The sequence below is a fragment of the Minwuia sp. IMCC3060 genome (assembly GCF_029909435.1).
Lineage (GTDB): Bacteria > Pseudomonadota > Alphaproteobacteria > Minwuiales > Minwuiaceae > Minwuia.
Genome location: NZ_CP123782.1, coordinates 3,376,967 through 3,395,011, shown reverse-complemented (window position 1 = coordinate 3,395,011; position 18,045 = coordinate 3,376,967). Strand labels below are relative to the sequence as shown.

13 protein-coding genes are annotated in these 18,045 nt (G+C 67.3%); 7 read left to right on the top strand and 6 right to left on the bottom strand.

Going from position 1 to position 18,045, the window contains the following annotated elements:
* Positions 1–53: 53 nt before the first annotated feature.
* From QGV54_RS15860 to trxA, 7 genes are all read left to right on the top strand, one after another.
* Positions 54–2,297, top strand: coding sequence for a PAS domain-containing sensor histidine kinase (locus QGV54_RS15860; protein WP_281019733.1), 2,244 nt, complete (start codon positions 54–56; stop codon positions 2,295–2,297).
* A gap of 6 nt (positions 2,298–2,303) precedes the next feature.
* Positions 2,304–2,756: a tRNA (adenosine(37)-N6)-threonylcarbamoyltransferase complex ATPase subunit type 1 TsaE gene (gene tsaE / locus QGV54_RS15855; RefSeq protein ID WP_281019734.1), complete on the top strand. Its 453-nt coding sequence runs from the start codon at positions 2,304–2,306 to the stop codon at positions 2,754–2,756.
* The gene (locus tag QGV54_RS15850) at positions 2,746–3,750 is read left to right on the top strand and encodes a phosphotransferase (protein ID WP_281019735.1); all 1,005 of its coding nucleotides are present in this window, start codon (positions 2,746–2,748) and stop codon (positions 3,748–3,750) included. Before tsaE ends, QGV54_RS15850 begins: the two co-directional genes overlap by 11 nt.
* A complete protein-coding gene (locus tag QGV54_RS15845; RefSeq protein WP_281019736.1) occupies positions 3,750–4,493 on the top strand; it encodes a nucleotidyltransferase family protein in 744 nt (247 codons plus the stop codon). The genes QGV54_RS15850 and QGV54_RS15845 overlap by 1 nt, the downstream gene beginning before the upstream one ends.
* Before the next feature lie 2 nt (positions 4,494–4,495).
* Positions 4,496–7,465, top strand: coding sequence for a double-strand break repair protein AddB (gene addB / locus QGV54_RS15840; protein ID WP_281019737.1), 2,970 nt, complete (start codon positions 4,496–4,498; stop codon positions 7,463–7,465).
* Positions 7,462–10,914, top strand: coding sequence for a double-strand break repair helicase AddA (gene addA / locus QGV54_RS15835; RefSeq protein WP_281019738.1), 3,453 nt, complete (start codon positions 7,462–7,464; stop codon positions 10,912–10,914). The genes addB and addA overlap by 4 nt, the downstream gene beginning before the upstream one ends.
* An 81-nt stretch (positions 10,915–10,995) precedes the next feature.
* A complete protein-coding gene (gene trxA, locus QGV54_RS15830) occupies positions 10,996–11,316 on the top strand; it encodes a thioredoxin TrxA (protein ID WP_281019739.1) in 321 nt (106 codons plus the stop codon).
* Positions 11,317–11,358: 42 nt separating this feature from the next.
* Here trxA and QGV54_RS15825 read toward each other — a convergent pair whose 3' ends face one another.
* The 6 genes from QGV54_RS15825 to murJ all read right to left on the bottom strand — a co-directional run bounded on the left by QGV54_RS15825 (position 11,359) and on the right by murJ (position 18,040).
* Entirely contained in the window at positions 11,359–12,240 is an 882-nt protein-coding gene (locus QGV54_RS15825; RefSeq protein ID WP_281019740.1) for a 4-(cytidine 5'-diphospho)-2-C-methyl-D-erythritol kinase, read from the bottom strand.
* A gap of 37 nt (positions 12,241–12,277) precedes the next feature.
* Complete coding sequence (locus QGV54_RS15820) at positions 12,278–14,053, bottom strand: tetratricopeptide repeat protein (protein WP_281019741.1); 1,776 nt, start codon at positions 14,051–14,053, stop codon at positions 12,278–12,280.
* Between the two features lie 117 nt (positions 14,054–14,170).
* On the bottom strand, positions 14,171–14,491 hold the full coding sequence (locus QGV54_RS15815) for an Hpt domain-containing protein (RefSeq protein ID WP_281019742.1): 321 nt from the start codon (positions 14,489–14,491) through the stop codon (positions 14,171–14,173).
* Between the two features lie 47 nt (positions 14,492–14,538).
* Entirely contained in the window at positions 14,539–15,141 is a 603-nt protein-coding gene (locus QGV54_RS15810; RefSeq protein ID WP_281019743.1) for a 2-hydroxychromene-2-carboxylate isomerase, read from the bottom strand.
* Between the two features lie 2 nt (positions 15,142–15,143).
* Positions 15,144–16,433 (bottom strand): dGTP triphosphohydrolase, encoded by a 1,290-nt coding sequence (gene dgt / locus QGV54_RS15805; RefSeq protein ID WP_281019744.1) that lies wholly within the window; start codon positions 16,431–16,433, stop codon positions 15,144–15,146.
* Positions 16,430–18,040, bottom strand: a complete 1,611-nt coding sequence (murJ, locus tag QGV54_RS15800; RefSeq protein WP_281019745.1) for a murein biosynthesis integral membrane protein MurJ — start codon at positions 18,038–18,040, stop codon at positions 16,430–16,432. Before murJ ends, dgt begins: the two co-directional genes overlap by 4 nt.
* Between the last annotated feature and the right edge of the window lie 5 nt (positions 18,041–18,045).

The following is an 18,045-nucleotide window of genomic DNA, read 5'->3' as shown; positions in this document are numbered from 1 at the left end:
ATGTGTCCACCGGGAAGATCTTGCAGAAACCGCGCAGGCAAGACCGAATGAAAATGAGCTTCGTAGCGCCGTCCTTGAGGTGCCGTCTGTCCGGCGCCTGGACAGGCGCGGCTCTTTGCCTTGGCTGGAGCGGCGGTGCACATGCCATCAGCCACAATCCTGATTCGCCCGATCCGCCCTTGCTGGTCCTGATTGTCGGCATCATCGCAGGTGCGGCCATTGTCGGTACCGTCGCCACATTCATGCGCCGGCGGCAGAGCAGCACCCTGCGCAGGATGCGTGCGGAGATGGCGACACTGTCGGCGGAGCGGGAGGCGTTTCGCAATGATGTGCAGCGCCAGACCGCCGAGATCGGCCTGACGAAGGACAAGCTGGCATCGCTGGGGCGGGAGCGGGACCAGTACCGCAATCTGCTGAATGCTGCGCCCTTCGCGACCTGGCGTCGTGACCTCGCCGGAGACATCATCTGGCGCAATGCCACACTGGCCGAGATGCTGGGCGACGAAGGTACCCATGAGGAGCTGGCGTCGAAGGCCGACAGGAACCGGCCGCAGGCGCTGGTGGCCAAGGCACGTGACGAGGAAGCGATCGCGGGGGAGGAACGGCGCTTCGTCGTCGAGGGACAGCGTCGGGTCTTTCAGGTCATGGAAACCCCGCTGCTGTCGGAGGATGAGTCGGCCGGCTTCGCCATCGACATCTCGGATGCGGAGGAACTGCGCCGGGAACTGCGCCGCCATATCCGCGCGAACAACGAAGTGCTGCAGCACATGTCGACGGCTGTAGGTATCTACGACCGGGAGAAGCGGCTGATCTTCGCCAACCGGGCCTTCACCCAGTTCTGGGGGCTTGAGGAGGAATTCGTCGGGCACCAGCCGACCCTGGGCGAGGTCATGGACCGGCTGCACCAGAACCGGAAGCTGCCGGAGCAGGTGGAGTATCGCCAGTTCCGCCGCAACCGCGAGGCCTTCTTCAGCACGCTGCTGGAACCCTTCGAGGATCTGTACCAGCTACCTGACGAGCGGATGGTTCGTGAAACCATCACCCGCCACAGTTTCGGTGGCCTGCTGTTCATGGTGGAGGATGCGACGGACCGCATCGTGCTGGAGCGGACGCTGAATACCCTGATCGCCGTGCAGCGCGCGACGCTGGACAACCTGCATGAGGCCGTGGCCGTCTTCGGGCCGGACGGTCGTCTGAACCTGACCAACTTCGGCTACCGCCAGATGCTGGGGATCACGGAAGAGGTCACGGAGAAGCAGCCGCATGTCCGGGAGTTGCTCGATCGGGTCATTGATCTCTGGGAGGAACCCGGCGTCTACACCGAGATGCGGGAAAGCCTGATCGCATCCGCCACGGAGATGCGGGCCGGCAATGGCCGCATGGAACTGCCGGACGGGCGCATCGTCGATTATGCCGCCACCGGCCTGCCGGATGCGAGGACGCTGTTCACCTACATCGATGTCACGGATTCGCTGCGGATCGAGCGCGCCCTGCGGGAGCGGAACGAGGCGCTGGTCGCCGCCGACCTGATCAAGAGCGAGTTCCTGGAGAACATGTCCTATGAGCTGCGGACGCCGCTCAACACGATCCTCGGTTTTGCCGAGATCCTGCACAATGACTATTTCGGCACCCTGAACGAGCGGCAGCGGGAATACTCGTCGGGCATTCTGGAGGCGTCGGGCCAGTTCCTCTCCATGATCAACGACATGCTCGACCTTGCTTCGATCCAGGCGGGTCATCTGCATGTGGACATGGAACCGTTCCGCATCGCGGACGCCATCGATTCGGTGCTGGAGAAATATCGTGACCGGGCGCAGCGTCGCCAGATTCGCCTGCGGGTGGACATCGCCCAGGCACTCAGCGAGATGGTCAGCGACCAGCGACGCGTGGAGCAGATCCTGGGCAACCTGATCAGCAATGCGGTGAAGTTCACGCCCCCGGGTGGCGAGGTCGTGATCACGGCAAGCAAGGTCGAGGACACGGTCGAACTGTCCGTCGAGGACAATGGCATCGGCATCCCGGAGGAAGAGCAGGAGAGGGTCTTCGAGACCTTCCGGACCAGCGACCGCCACACCCGCCGCGGCGCCGGGCTGGGACTGGCGCTGGTGCGCAGCCTGATGGAACTGATGGGTGGCTCGGTGGTGCTGCGCTCGGAGAGCGGTGTGGGCACGCGGGTTTCATGCCGCTTCATTGCCATTGATGCGGAGTTCGATCAGGATTTCGAGGATGTTCCGACGCCCGCACTATCCGGAATGGTTGTGCCGGTCTCCGGTCCTGCGGACAAGCCCGAAGCCTGAGACCGCATGATCACACGCGACATTCCGCTGGACAGCATGCAGGCGACAGGGGCGTTGGGCCAGCGCCTGTCGGAGGCCCTGCAGGTCGGCGATGCACTGCTGCTGTCCGGTGACCTGGGCGCCGGCAAGACGGAGCTGGCGCGGGCTGTCATCAGGGCGCGGGCAGGTCAGCCGATCGACGTGCCCAGTCCGACATTCAATCTCGTCATTCCCTACGAGTTCCGTGACCTGCTGATCACCCATTTCGACCTCTACCGGCTGGAGGGGGCGGACGATGTGATGGAACTCGGATTTCTGGATGCGCTGGACGATGGATCAGTGATCGTGGAATGGCCGGACCGGCTGGGCGACCTGACACCATCGGAGGCGCTGCGGATCGAACTCACGGCAGTATCGGACCGTCGCCAGGCCAGGGTCAGCGGACCTGCTGCAATCGTGGAGCGGTTCCTTGGAGCCTGACCGACAGAACGCCTTGCAGTCCCTGCTGCAGGGAGCGGGTCTGGCCGGGTCAGAGGTGCGTCCGCTGGCCGCCGACGCGTCCTTCCGCAGCTATCACCGCGTCCATGGCCGGGATGGACGGGTGCTGGTGCTGATGGATGCTCCGCCGGTGAACGAGGATGTCCGCCCCTTCGTCCGCATCGCGAAGCAGCTTCGGCAGTGGGGACTGTCCGCGCCCGAGGTGGTGGCAGAGGATGCACAGGCCGGTTTTCTTCTGCTGGAGGATCTGGGTGACGATCTGTTCAGCCATCTGATCGGCGATGATCCGTCGCTGGAGCCGAAACTCTATACGGCAGCCATCGATGTGCTGGCCGCCCTGAAGGGTCAGCAGGTACCATCGGACCTGCCGCGCCATGACGCCGGGGTCCTGCTGTCGGAAGTGGCGCTGTTCCTCGAATGGCGGTTCCCGGAGATGCATGGCCGACCGGCCTCCGGCCTGGAGACCGACAGCTTCCTTGATGCCTGGCGACAGGTGCTTCAGGGCTGCCGCGTGTCCTGCGACACGCTGGTGTTGCGCGACTATCACGTGGACAATCTGATCTGGCTGCCGGAGCGGACCGGAAACGCGCGGGTCGGTCTGCTGGATTTCCAGGATGCTGTCGGTGGTGATCCGGCCTACGATGTGGCTTCGCTGTTGTCGGATGTGCGCCGCGACATCGACCCGGGACTGGCGTCGGACCTGCTGGCGCATTATCTGGAAACGACCGGTCTGGACGGTGAAACCTTTCGCGCCCGGCTTGCCGTGCTGGGTGCGCAGCGGAACATGCGCATTCTCGGCGTCTTCACCCGACTGTGGCGGCGTGACGGCAAGCCGTCCTATACAGGCTGGCTGGCGCGCACCTGGCGACTGGTGCGGCGTGATCTGGAACATGACGCGCTGGCGCCGGTTCGGGACTGGGTGGCGCAGCATGCACCGCAGGACCGGCAGGCGGACGAGATGGAGCGGAGAGACTGATGGCGGAGACTGAGCGGCCGGGACTGCCCCGCACGGCCATGGTTCTGGCGGCGGGACTGGGGAAGCGGCTCCGCCCGCATACCCTGTCACGCCCGAAACCGTTGGTGAATGTGGCGGGGCGCAGCCTGATCGACCGCACCCTGGACCGGCTGGAAGCGGTGGGTGTGACCGATGTCGTGGTCAACCTGCACTATCGCGCGGACATGCTGGCGGCGCACCTGAACCGGCGCGGATCGCCCAACATCGTGCTGTCGCACGAGGAAGTGCTGCTGGAGACCGGTGGCGGCGTGCTGCAGGCCCTGCCGCTGCTGGGGAACGAGCCTTTCCTGGTGGTAAATTCCGACATGATCTGGCGCGACGGGCTGACGGATACCCTGGCCCTGATGGGCCGGCACTTCGACCCGGATCGCATGGATGCGCTGCTGATGATGCAGCCGACGATCCGCGCCCTCGGCTATCGCGGACAGGGTGATTTTCACATGGACCCCGCGGGGCGGCTGATCCGGCGCAAGGCGCCGAAGGTGGCACCGTTCCTCTTCTCCGGCGTGCAGATCCTGCGGCCGGAAGTGTTTGACGGGATGACGGTCGAACCCTTCTCGCTGAACCGGATCTACGATCTGGCGCAGGAGGCGGGGCGGCTGTTCGGCACCCGCCATGACGGCGACTGGCTGGAGGTGGGGACACCTGCCGGGCTGGCGATGGCGGAACGGGAACTGCGCCGTTCCGACGACCGGGGAGACTGAGCATGGATGCGCCTGCCAGGGACAGTTCGGGCAGGCACAGTGTCGCGACCATTCCGGCGGGTCTGCCCTTCGTCGATTGTCTGGCGCGGGTCCTGCTGCAGCGCCATGGCCCCGACGGCGACGGACGTCTGCCCGACGCGCTGGTCCTGTTGCCCACCCGCCGCGCGGTGCGGAGCCTGACAGAGGCCTTTCTGAGGGTCAGCGACGGGCAGGCACTGCTGCTGCCGGTCATGCGACCGCTGGGTGACCTTTCGGAAGACGAACCGCCGGTCAGCCTGCTGGATCCGGTGGATGAGGAAGACCTGGCCGCCCCGGTGCCGGAGACCCGGCGCAGGCTGATCCTGGCCCGGCTGGTCGCGGCCGGGCCGATCGCCACCGCCGGACCGGCGGGCGCGCTGGCACTTGCCGATGCCCTTGCCCGGCTGCTGGACGAGAGCGCGACGGAGCGGCTGAACTTCGCCAACCTGAAGGACCTGGTGCCCGACACCTATCAGGCGCATTGGGAAGAGACGCTGCGGTTCCTGAAAATCATCACGGAAGCCTGGCCGGACATCCTCGCCGACATGGACCTGATCGATCCCTCGACGCGGCGCGACCTGCTGATGCAGCGTCTGGCCGCGCGCTGGCGGCAGTCCGGTACCGACCACCCGGTCATCATCGCGGGCTCCACCGGCAGCGTGCCCGGAACCGCCGACCTGATGCAGGCCGTGGCCGCCCTGCCGAATGGCCAGATCGTGTTGCCCGGCTTCGACAATCAGGTCGATGCGCGGGAGCATTCGGAGATTCTGGAGGAACCGGCCCATCCGCAGCACGGCATGCGGCTGCTGCTGCGCCAGTTGCACGTCAATCCCTCCGACGTTGCCGTCTGGTCGTCCGATACCGCGCTGTCCCCGGCACGGGCACATATGCTGCGCGAGGCGCTGCGTCCGGCCAGCACCACTGACCGGTGGCAGGACCTGAGCGGGATCACGCCGGAAGCCCTGTCGGGACTGTCGCTGGTGGAGGCGGAGAATCCGGGGCAGGAGGCTCTGGCCATTGCCCTGCTGCTGCGCCAGGCGATGGAACAGCCGGGGCGGACGGCGGCACTGGTCACGCCGGACCGGGCCTTGGGGCGGCGCGTCGCGGCGGAACTCGCCCGCTTCGGGGTCACGGTTGACGACAGTGGTGGCACGCCGTTGCGGCTGACTCCGCCCGGTCGCTTCCTCGGGCTGCTGGCGGCGGCGCTGGCGGATGGCTTTGGTCCTGTCACATTGCTTGCCCTGCTGAAGCATCCGCTCGCGGGCATGGGACTGCCGACCGCAGAGCTCCGGCGCGCAGTACGCGCGTTCGAACGGCGCGCCATGCGGGGCATTCGCCTGCATGCGGATCTGGAGGGCTTTCTGGCGGTCGTGGCGGAGAATGATCGCATGGGCGACGCGCCGGCCTGGCTGCTGACCCTGGCGGAAGTCTCGCGACCGCTGCGGGACATGCTGGCCGCGGGGCCTGTCACACTGGACGCCCTGCTGCGCGGCTTTCTCGAACTGGCGGAGTTCACCGCCGCCACGGATACCGAGACAGGTGCGGACCGGCTCTGGCACGGGGAGGCCGGAGAGCGGGCGGCGGACCTTTTCACCGAGCTGCACGACGTTTCCGGCGACGCCGATCCGGTGGGCCTGTCCGACTGGCCGGACCTGCTGGACCGCCTGATCGGCGGATCGACCGTGCGTCCGCGTTTCGGCACCCATCCACGCATCCGCATCCTGGGACCGCTGGAGGCGCGGTTGCAGACCGCCGATCTGGTCATCCTGGGGGGGTTGAACGAGGGCACCTGGCCCACCGCCGCCGATGCTGACCCGTGGATGAGTCGTGGCATGCGGGCGGACTTCGGCCTGCCGTCACCGGAACGGCGGATCGGGCTGCAGGCGCATGACTTCGCGCAACTGGCCGCGTCCGCAACCGTGGTCCTGACCCGGTCGCTGAAGGCGGAGGGGACACCGACGGTGCCGTCACGCTGGCTGCTGCGGCTGCGCAGTGTCGTGCGCGGGGCGGGGCTGGAACTGGCTCCCGACCCCCTGCCGAAGATCTGGGCACAGGCCATTGACCGGGCACCGGACCAGCCGCCCGCCGTACCGCCTTCGCCGCGTCCGCCGGTTTCGGCGCGGCCTGTCGAGTTGCCGGTGACGGCGGTCGAGCGGCTGATCCGCGATCCCTATGACATCTACGCCAGCCGCATCCTGAAGCTCCGCGCCCTCGATCCGCTGGACGAGGAACCGGGACCGCGGCTGAAGGGTGACATGATCCATGCCGCGTTCGAACAGTTGGCGAAGGATATTCCGGGCATCTGGCGGGCGAGTGACTGGCCGCGCCTGCGCACCATCGGTCAGGCACAGTTCGCCCGGCTTGCCCATCGCCCGGCAATCCATGCGCTCTGGTGGCGGCGCTTCGAGAAGGCGGCGCGCTGGCTGCTGAATCAGGAGGCGAATGATCCGGCCCCTGTCGTCCGCCGGTTCGCGGAGATCAAGGGCGTGCATCCCGGCCTGCCGGGGCTGGCTGACTTCAGGTTGACGGCGAAGGCCGACCGCATCGATGTCATGTCCGACGGCAGTGCGCGCATCATCGACTACAAGACCGGCACACCGCCGACCCTGCCGCAGATCAAGGCAGGCTTCGCCGTGCAGATGCCTTTGCAGGGGCTGATCCTGCGTGACGGTGGCTTCGCGGATGTCGGCGCGGCGGAACTGACCGATCTGGTGCATGTGCGCGTCCATGGCGCGCGGGAGGGCGGGCAGTGGTCGCCGGTCAAGGGACCGCTGGACGAACTGCTGGCGGATACGGAGACCGGGCTGGCGCAGATGATCGCGGAGTACCGCGATCCCGAAACGCCTTACCTGTCGCGCCCCAGGGTGCAGTTCCTGGGCTACCCGGGGGACTATGACCATCTGGCCAGGGTGCCCGAGTGGTCGACCCGTGACGGCGGGGAGGGGGAGCCATGACCGATCCGGTGCCCGTGAACCGTCGATCCGTCGATCTGCCCGACACCATCAGGCGACAGCGGCAGGCGGCGCATCCGCTGACCTCCGCCTGGGTCAGCGCCAATGCCGGGTCCGGCAAGACGCGGGTGCTGACCGACCGTGTGGTGCGGCTGATGCTCGCCGGCGCCGAACCCAGCCGCATCCTGAGCCTGACCTTCACCAAGGCCGCGGCGGCGGAGATGGAGAACCGGCTGTTCACCCGACTGGGGGAATGGGCGACGCTGGGCAATGCGGAGTTGCGGGCGCAACTTGGCGAGCTGGTCGGCCGGCCTGCGGGCGACGACATCGACCTCGGCATCGCCCGTCGCCTGTTCGCGCGGGCGCTGGAGACGCCGGGCGGGCTGAAGATCCAGACCATCCACGCCTTCGCCAGTTCCGTGCTGGGGCGGTTCCCGCTGGAAGCCGGGATCTCGCCCGAGTTCAGGGTGATGGACGATGTGCAGGCCAATGAGGTCAAGGCGGGACTGAAGGAGGATCTGCTGGCCGGGCGCCATGAAGACGCCGCTGTCCGGGGCGCCGTCGACCGGCTGGTGGACTGGTTGCCGGACACGGAGTTCGAGGCCCTGCTGAACAGCGCGCTCTGGCGCCGCGATGCGCTGGCCACTGTGCTGCAGGCCCGGGGCGGACCGCAGGGCACCGCGGACGCGCTGCGCCGCCAGCTTGGACTTTCTGCCGGCGAGACCGTGGACGATGTGCTGCTGGCCGGCTGTCGTTTCGGGGCGTTCAACGAGCTTGGCCTGCGCCGTTCGCTTGCCGCGTTCCGGCAGGACAGCACCGCCACCGCGAAACGCAATGCCGAGAGGCTCTCCGCCTGGCTGGGGGCGGATGATGCGGGTCGGGTGGAAATGTTCGACGACTATTGCGCCATGTTCCTGACCCGGTCGGGGGAACCGGTAAAGCGGCTGGTGACCAAATCGACGGAGGAGGCCGATCCGGGCGTGACCGACGTGATGCTGGAGGAGCAGGACCGGATATGTGTCACCCATGACCGGCTTCGTGCGGCCCGGCTGGCTGACAGGACTGCCGATTTCCTGATCCTGGCGGGCCGGTTGCTGGACGGCTATGCGCAGGCGAAGCAGAGGCGCGGCATGCTGGATCATGATGATCTGATCCTGCGTCTGCGGGAACTGCTGCGCCGGGACCGGGGCTGGGTGCATTACAAGCTGGACCAGGGCATCGACCATATCCTGATCGACGAGGCGCAGGACACGTCCCCGGCGCAGTGGGACATCGCGCGGGAACTGAGCGAGGAGTTCTTCGACGGAGAGGGCGCGCGTGCCGGGGTGCGTACGGTATTCGCGGTTGGCGACGAGAAGCAGTCGATCTACAGCTTCCAGGGGGCAGACCCGGCGGGTTTCCAGCGCAACAGGGAATGGTTTGCCGGACGTGTGGAGGGCGTCAACGAAACCTTTGCAGCCATCGATCTGCAGCTCTCCTTCCGCTCCACCACCGCGATCCTGTCCGCCGTCGATCATGTGCTTTCGGGCGAACGCGCACATGGCGTGACCGCAGACAACAGCGCCCCCAGCCATCATGCGTTTCGTGCCGGAACGCCGGGACTGGTGGAACTCTGGCCGCTGGTGGAACCGGTGGAGCGCCCGGAGAAGAACCGCTGGGACGCACCGCTGAACCAGGAAACGGTGGACAGTCCGCGCCGCCGACTGGCGCAGGCCATCGCTGCCCGTATCGCCGCCATGATCAATGACGGGGAGACCATCGGCGATGTGGCGGGGGGCAACCATCCCGCGCGCGCGATCCGGGCCGGTGACGTCATGATCCTGGTGCGCAAGCGTGACGCGCTGGTGGTGGAGATCTCCCGCGCGCTGAAGGCCTTTGGTGTGCCGGTCGCGGGGTCTGACCGCATGCGGCTGACGGAACAGGTCGCGATCATGGACCTGATGGTGCTGGGTGATTTCCTGCTGCTGCCGGAGGATGATCTGGCGCTGGCGACGGTCCTGAAGTCACCGCTGTTCGGCTTCGATGATGACGAGGACCTGTTTCCGCTGGCCCATGGTCGGGAGGGGACGCTGTGGCAGGCCCTGCGGGCGCGTGCGGGGGAGCAGCCCCACTGGCAGGCCGCGCTGGCGGAGCTGCAGGACCTGCTGCGCCTGGTGGATGTGCAGCCGCCGTTCGAGTTCTATTCCGGCCTGCTGGGACCGCGGGGCGGCCGGCAGCGCCTGATCGCCCGGCTGGGCCCGGACCAGATCGATCCGATCGACGAATTCCTGGAGGCCGCGCTGGCCGATGAGCGGCATGGCCCGGCCTCCATGCAGGGCTTCCTGCATCGCCTGCGGCAGCAGGATGTGGAGATCAAGCGCGACATGGACCACCGCCACGATGCGGTGCGCATCATGACCGTGCATGGTGCGAAGGGGCTGGAGGCTCCGGTCGTCTTCCTGCCCGATACGGTCAGCGTGCCCCTGGCACCGCGTGATCGCCTCACGTTCCTGTCCGGCAGCGACCCGCGCCTGCCGCTGGTTACCGGAACGGCTGCGGAGAACCCCGTTGCCCTGCAGGACCATCGTGACCGGATCATGCTGGAACAGAACTGGGAGTACCGGCGTCTGCTCTATGTGGCGATGACGCGGGCGGAGGACCGGCTCTACGTCTGCGGCTGCAAGACCGCGCGGGAGAAGGAGCCGAAGGACGACTGCTGGTACCGTATGGTGGAAGCGGGATTGCGGCAGGCAGGGGCCGTCGAGTCGGAAGACGGTCTGCTGCTAGGGCAGGCGGGGGAAAGTCTGGCGGAAATTCTGACGGGGCCGGAGACGGACACGTCCCTGCCGGACTGGGCGTTGCGCGCGATGCCGGAGGAACCGACACCACCCCGACCGCTCAGTCCCTCGCGGCCTGACGGGGCCGAGCCTGCGGTGCGCAGCCCCCTTGCGGGGCCGGTGGCCGGGTCCGGTGCGCTGCGTCGCGGTGTGCTGATCCACTATCTGCTGCAGGTCATGCCGACCCTGCCGGAAGATGCGCGTGAAGCGCGGGGGCTGGCGCTGTTGCGGCGGCGCGCGCCGGAGCTGGATGCCGCCACGGCGACCGCGATGGTGGCGGAGGCGCAATCCGTCATGGGCGCGGCGGCACTGGCACCCCTGTTCGGACCCGGCAGCCGCGCGGAAGCCGCGATCACCGGTGTCGTCGATGGTGTCGTCGTGACCGGCCAGGTCGACCGGTTGCTGATCGGCGGCGACCGGATCATCGTCGCGGACTACAAGACCAATCGGCCTCCGCCGCAGAACGTCGCGGATGTCTCCCCCGCCTATCTGCGGCAGATGGGGCTCTACCGCGCGGTGCTGCGGCAATTGCATCCGGACCGTCCGGTTACCGCGATTCTCGTCTGGACCGATGAGGCGCGTGCCATGGCCCTGCCCGACAGCCTGATGGATCGCGCCTTGCAGCGGACCGCTTGACGCTCCCCCGACCCCTACCTAGTTTCATGTCCAACGCTGAAGCATTGCCGCGCAGGCATCCCAACATTGCGGAGAAGACCGATGAGCACCGTCAAGATCACTGACGACAACTTCCAGACCGACGTCCTTTCCTCCGAGAAGCCGGTACTGGTCGACTACTGGGCCGAATGGTGTGGCCCGTGCCGCCAGATCGCCCCGTCGCTGGACGAGATCTCGGCCGAGATGGATGGCAAGCTGACGGTCGCGAAGCTGAACATCGACGAGAACCCGAACACCCCGACCCGCTATGGCGTGCGTGGTATCCCGACCCTGATGCTGTTCAAGGGCGGTGAGGTCGTGGCGACCAAGGTTGGTGTGCTGCCCAAGTCCCAGCTGCAGTCCTGGATCGACCAGAACATCTGATTTCCGCCCGCTGCTCCGGTTTGCGGAGCAGGGACAGGCCGGTCACTGGTGGTGCAGCACGCCTGCGGCGCACCACCAGCCGGGACATGCTTGGCTGATGGCCTGCCGCGCGGCCTCGGCCGCCGCGCGGGTGTCGAACAGGCCGATACAGGTCGCGCCCGAGCCTGACATGCGGTGCAGCCTGACTCCGGCACAGTTCCCGATCATGGCCAGAACCTCGCCGATCACCGGGCAGAGGCTGATCGCCGGTTGCTGCAGGTCGTTGCGACAGGCGCCAAGGCCCGCGAACCAGGCATCCCGGTCTCCCGAGGGAATTGCCGAGCCTTCCAGAGGCTCTGTGAACGCACCGTCCCGCGCGAACTGCCGGAAGACGGAGGGCGTCGGGACTTCCACGACAGGATTGACCAGCAACACCCCCAGCCCTGCCGGCAGGGCAAGGGGCGTGAGTTGCTCTCCGATACCCTCCATCATGCTCGGTCGCGCGGCCAGACAGACCGGAACATCGGCCCCGAGATCCAGCGCCAGACGGGACAGGGCCTCATCATCGGGCCGGAACGACCACAGGTCCATCAGGGCCTGCAGGGTGGCGGCGGCATCCGACGACCCACCGCCGATGCCGGATGCCACGGGCAGGTTCTTCGCCAGTGTCAGGCGCAGGCCGTCAAGCGACCGGCCCGCCAGTGCGGCCAGACCCGTGGCGGCGCGCACGACCAGATTGTCGGTCGCCTCCCCCTCCAGCGCGGTCGCGAAGGGGCCGGTGGTCTGGAACTGAAAGCCGGTTCCGCCGAAGTTCTCTGCCGTGATCCGGTCAGCGATGTCGGCAAAGGCGACAAGGCTCTGCAACAGGTGCAGGCCATCGGGGCGACGTCCCACCACATGCAGGAACAGGTTCAGCTTGGCCGGAGCATTGCGGGCAACCGTCATGACTGTCCCGTCCGGGCGGTAGGGTGCCGGGCCGGTCTCAGGTGCAGCCGCCGAACCGGCCGGAGGTCTTGTCCAGGCCCTCATTGAGCTTGCGGATTACCGACTCGGCCTGTTCTTCGTCCGGGTCGAGCACAAGCACGCGGCGCCACTGGAAACAGCTCTCCAGCCGTCGCCCGACATGCCAGTAGGCGTCGCCCAGGTGCTCGTTGATCGTCGGATCCTCGGGGCGCAGTTCAACCGCCCGTTCCAGCTGTTTCACTGCTTCTTCGTGGTCGCCCTTGCGGAACAGGACCCAGCCGAGGCTGTCCACGATGTAGCCATCCTGCGGCTTCAGCGCGACCGCGCTGCGCAGCATCTCGACGGCTTCATCCAGCCGCATCCCCTTGTCCGCCCAGGAATAGGCCAGATAGTTCATGATGTAGGGATGACGGGGGCGCAGCTCCAGCGCCTGCAGCAGGTCACGCTCCGCATCGTTCCAGCGTCCGGAACGCTCCAGCGCGATGCCGCGGGCATAGAGCACCGCCCAGTGGCGCGGCTGCAGATCGTCGACCCGCTCCAGCGCCCGGCTGTAGACCGTCGCGGCTTCCTCGAACCGGGAGTGGGTGCGCAGCAGGTCGGCCAGGGTGATCAGGGCCACCGTTTCCTTGGAGCGTTCCGAGGCCATGCGCTGCAGCAGTTCGATCGCCTGGTCGGTGCGGTCGAGCTTGTCCAGCATCCAGGCGGTACGCAGCCTTGCCCCCCACTTGTAGGGGGATTCCTGCGCCACACCCTCATAGGCGGCGATGGCGTCCAGCCAGCGGTCATTGGTCTCCCGAATATCCCCCAGCAACGCCTGCGCCACGTCCAGGTCAGCGCGGACATGCAGGGACAGGCGCAGGTAGATCATCGCCACGTCGCTGACATTGTCGCGCACCAGCGCCGAGGCTGCGCCGTAGAGGGCCTCCGCAATCCCGTCATTCGCATCGCGGATGGGGAAGGCTTTCGCCAGTTCGCGCTCACCGCTGAGATAGGCGACCAGCACGTGATCCTCGCCGAAGCGGCCGAGCAGGCTCTCGAGTTCCCTGCGCCCGGCCTCGGCACCATCACGCCGTTCGACGATGGCGGCCTTGGCCAGCATGGACCGGAGGTCGGGGCGACTGTTTTCCTCGTAGGCGGCGAAGGCTTCGAGTGCGCCATCGAGGTCACCGGCTGTCGCCAGGATCAGGGCGCGGTGGTAGCTGGCGAAGGGAACGAAGGCCTCCGTCCGTTCCAGCGGTTTCAGCCGCTGGGCCGCATCCGCGCCGTCGCCCTTGCCGAACGACGCCCATGCCCGCAGCAGGGGGCCGACCAGGCGCATCGAGCCGCGGCGCTTGTTGGCCTTGGAGATGCGGGATTCTCCCTTGCCGAACTGGCCCAGCTTCAGTTCATGAACGGCGGCGGTCAGATTGGCCACCGGGGCCGCCTGGTCGCCTTCCAGAATGCGTTCAGCCAGCGGCAGCGCCGCCTCCACATCCCCTTCGGATACGGTCAGCAGGAACGCCCGCCGCAGCAGCCAGAGATTGTCGGGGTCCGCCTTCAGCGCTTCGTTGAAATATTTCGCGGCGGCGGCGATGTCGCCGTCCTTGCGGGCCTGCCGCGCGGCCAGGAAAGCACCGAAACCCTTGCCGGAAACCCGCGCGGCGGGTGTGACCGGTGAGACGACGGCATCGGCGTCCTTCGACGCCAGTTCCGTGGCCCCCGCGATTCCGGGATGCCAGACATTGATACCGGCAAGAAGTCCGAGCGCGAGCAGCACGGAACGGGTGCGGGACAGAAAGGCGTGTGTGTTTCTCATGGCACCGATTGTTTGCATGGGCACGTCTTCCCGCAAGACCAAACTTGCGTGATCATCGCCGCTCAGGCGTTGATTTTCGGTGTATCCGCAGGTGCCTGCGCCCCGGACAAGCCGGTATCAGGCCCTGTCACCCGTCGGGAAGCGGGCCCTGAAGGCTTCGGCGGTCGCCTCGAACTCCACCAGAATGCCCTTCGCGCGGCCCACGGCAGCCGCGTGGTCACCATTCTTCACCGATCTCTCGATCACCGCTGCCCGGGCCCCGAGACGGGCGGCACCGAAGGTCGAGCATGTGCTCTTCAGTGCATGGCCTTCGAACCCGAGGCGGGAGAAATCATCCGTTGCGGCAGCGTCCGTGACTTCCTGGACCCGGCGCGCGGCCTCGGCCAGGAATTCATCAACCAGCACGCCGACGATCTCGTCGCCGGTGTCCTGTGCCAATGCCTGCAAAGCGGCGTCATCTAGTAGCGGGAGCGAGTTGTCTGTTGTCATTTTCCAGCCAGCATGCGTTCCAGAAATTCCAACCGATCCTGGCCCCACAGCATCTGGTCGTCGAAAAAGTAGGTCGGTGCCCCGAAGACGCCGCGTTCGATGGCTTCTGCCGTCTCCTGCGCGCGAATGGCCTGAGGCTCACCGTCCGCTATCTTGTCACGAAGTCGTGACGGGTCGAGTCCTGCCTCGGTCACGATTGCGTCAATGGTCGCGGCGTCGCTGATGTTGCGCTCCTCGATCCACACCGCCCGCATGAAGCGCCCGGCAAGGTCCAGCGAGTCGGCTCCGTCCAGACGCGCGGCGATGGTCACCAGGGCGGCTTCGGTTTCATCAACGGGAAAATGCGCTGGCTCCAGCACCAGCGGCAGGTCCAGCCGTGCGCGCCAGCGTTTCAGTTCCTGCATCCGGTAGGCGCGGCGTGCGGGCGGGCGCTTGCCGAGCGGCAGGCCGCCGGTCTCCCCGAAGACCGCCAGCAGATCGACCGGGCAGAACCGGACCTCTGCGCCGGCCCGGCCTGCCATCGCACGCAGGCGGTCATGCCCCATGAAGGTCCAGGGCGAGGCCAGTGCGCCAAAGCAGTCAATCCGTGGTGCCGTCATAGTCAGTATCCCCCGTTCGAAAATCCACTGATGCCGCCGATCCTCGTGCGGGCCATGCCGTCACCCGTGAACTGCTGCATCGCATAGCTGTCGGTCATGCCCGAGACCCGGTCCGTCACCGCCAATGCGCGATCATAGGCTGTCAGACCCTGATCCGTCGCCATTGCCGTGCGGTCCATCAGTGCCTGTATCACCCGATCCGCGCCAAGGTCACGCTCATAGTCACCATCGGAGACGAATACCTTGCGGGCGGTGACGTCGGTGATATGGGCCAGCGCGGCGCTTCCCGGCACCTGCGCCAGCAGTGGGGCGCGATAGCGGCCGTCCAGCATCTGCGGCTCCACCTGCAGGAAGGCCTCCACCACCTGGCCGATCAGTTCCCCGATCGCCTTGGCCCGCAGATAGGCGATGCGGCGGGCCGGTTCGCCGATTTCCTGATAGCGCCGGCGCACGCCGCCCACGGCCAGCAACAGGGCTTCGGCCTCGTCGAACGGAATCTTGCCGAGCTTGAAGCCGTCCTCCAGGTCGATGATCGTGTAGCAGATGTCATCGGCGGCCTCGACCAGGAACGCCAGCGGATGGCGCAGCCAGCGCCCGTCGCCATCGGGTTGCAGCCCGGTCTCGCGCGCGACGTCGCTGAAGATGTCGGCCTCCGCCTGCATGACGCCGAACTTCTGCGCGCCGGCGTCATGGCGGTCGCGGGCAGGTGCGCCACCAACCAGCCGCGGATACTTGCTGAAGGTGGCAAGGGTTGCCGCGGTCAGCCGCAGGCCGCCCCTGTCACGCCAGTTCTGCAGGCGGGTCAGGATACGGAATCCCTGCGCATTGCCCTCGAACTGCAGCAGGTCCTGCTGCTGGGCACGGGTGAGGCCATGCAGCATGGCCTTGCCGCGTGGCGCATCGCGGAACCAGCGCTGGATCAGTTCCTCCCCCCGGTGGCCGAAGGGCGGATTGCCGATGTCATGCGCCAGACAGGCGGCGGAGACGATGTGGCCGAACTCCGCAGCACCAAGTTCGGCCGGCAGCCGCCTGCGTCCGGCAATGACCTGCCCGATACCTGCCCCCAGCGACCGACCGACCGAGGCGACCTCCAGCGAATGGGTCAACCGGGTGCGGACGTAGTCATTGTCGGACAGGGGGTGGACCTGGGTCTTGTCCTGCAGGCGACGAAAGGCGGAACAGAAGACGATCCGGTCGAAATCCTTCTGGAACGGACTGCGGGCGACGTCATAGGGCTCCGGTGCCACGTCCACCAGCCTGCGCGCCGACAGCAACCGTCGCCAGTCCATCATGCGCCGGTCCCCCGCCCGCGCATGAGGGCGCGCAGGTCCGCCAGGCGCGTCAGCCCGGTGATCTGGGCCAGGATGGCGTAGGTGAGCAGTCCCATGACGACCAGAATGGCCAGTCCGGTCGCACGCATCAGTTCGCCCTGACCAGCGAGGGGCGCCAGCGCCAGCGCGGCGGCAATCAGCGCACCGGCCATGACGGCGCTGGCAAGCACCGCCTTCAGGGTCGCGGAACGCAGCCGGGCGTCGGACTTCAGCCAGCCCCGGCGATGCAGCAGCCAGATCGACAGGCCCGCGTTCAGCCACGACGAGATCGCGGTCGCCAGCGCCAGCCCCACCTGCTGCAGCGGCCCCATGAGGGCGAGATTGAGGGCGAGGTTCACCATGACCGCAACAATGGCGACCTTCAGTGGCGTCAATGTGTCGGACCGGGCAAAGAAGGCGGGACCGAGTACCTTGACCATGACATAGGCAGGCAGGCCCACCGCATAGGCCGCCAGTGTCATGGCGGTCGCGTCCGAGTCGGCGGCGGTGAAGGCCCCACGCTCGAACAGGCCGGCCACCAGTTCCCCCGGAATGGCCAGACAGGCGGCCATGGCGGGCAGCGACAGCAGCAGCCCAAGCTCCAGCGCACGGTTGAGGCTCTGTCGTGCCGCATCGTCCTCTCCGGCGGCGGCCTGGCGCGACAGCAGCGGCAGCAGGGCCGTCCCCACCGCCACGCCGACGACGCCGATGGGCAACTGGCTGATCCGGTCGGCATAGAACAGGTAGGAGATCGCGCCGTCCTGCAGGAAGGAGGCGAGGATGATGTCCAGGACCAGATTGACCTGCACCACACCGGCACCCAGGGCGGCGGGCCCCATGATCATCAGCACCCGCTTCACCGCCGGGGTGAGGCGGGGGCGCGGCAGGTAGAGCGGCAGTCCCGCGCGGCGCAGCGCGAACAGCAGCCAGGCGAACTGCACGACACCGGCCACGAAGACGCCGATGGCCAGCGCGTGACCGGCAGTCGGGACCTCGCCGACCAGCAGCAACAGTGCCGCGATGAGGCAGAGATTGAGCAGGATCGGCGTCGCGGCGGCGGCGGCAAAGCGCCCGACGCCGTTCAGCACCCCGGCCATCAGGGAGACCAGGCTGATGAACAGCAGGTAGGGGAAGGTGATGCGCGTCAGTTCGACAGCCAGGTCGAATGTCGCCGGATCGTCCCGGAACCCGGGGGCCAGCCCCAGCATCAGCACCGGCATCGCGATCTGCGCCAGCGCCACGAACAGCAGCAGCACGGCCAGCAGGACCGCCAGCGTTTCCTCCGCGAAGCCGTGTGCGGCGTCCCGGCCTTCCTGTTTCAGGTGGGCGGAGAAGCGGGGCACGAAGGCGGCGTTGAACGCCCCCTCCGCGAACAGGCGGCGGAAGAAGTTCGGCAGCTTGAAGGCGACGAAGAACGCATCCCCTACGGGCCCCGCACCCAGCAGCGCGGCGATCAGGATATCGCGGGTGAAACCGGTCAGACGGCTGATCAGGGTAAAGCCGCCCACGGTCATGGCCGCCTTCAGCAAGCCACCCTGTCCCCGCGTCGGCGATTTCGGCGTGTCACCCATCGCGCGGTCATAGATCATATTGG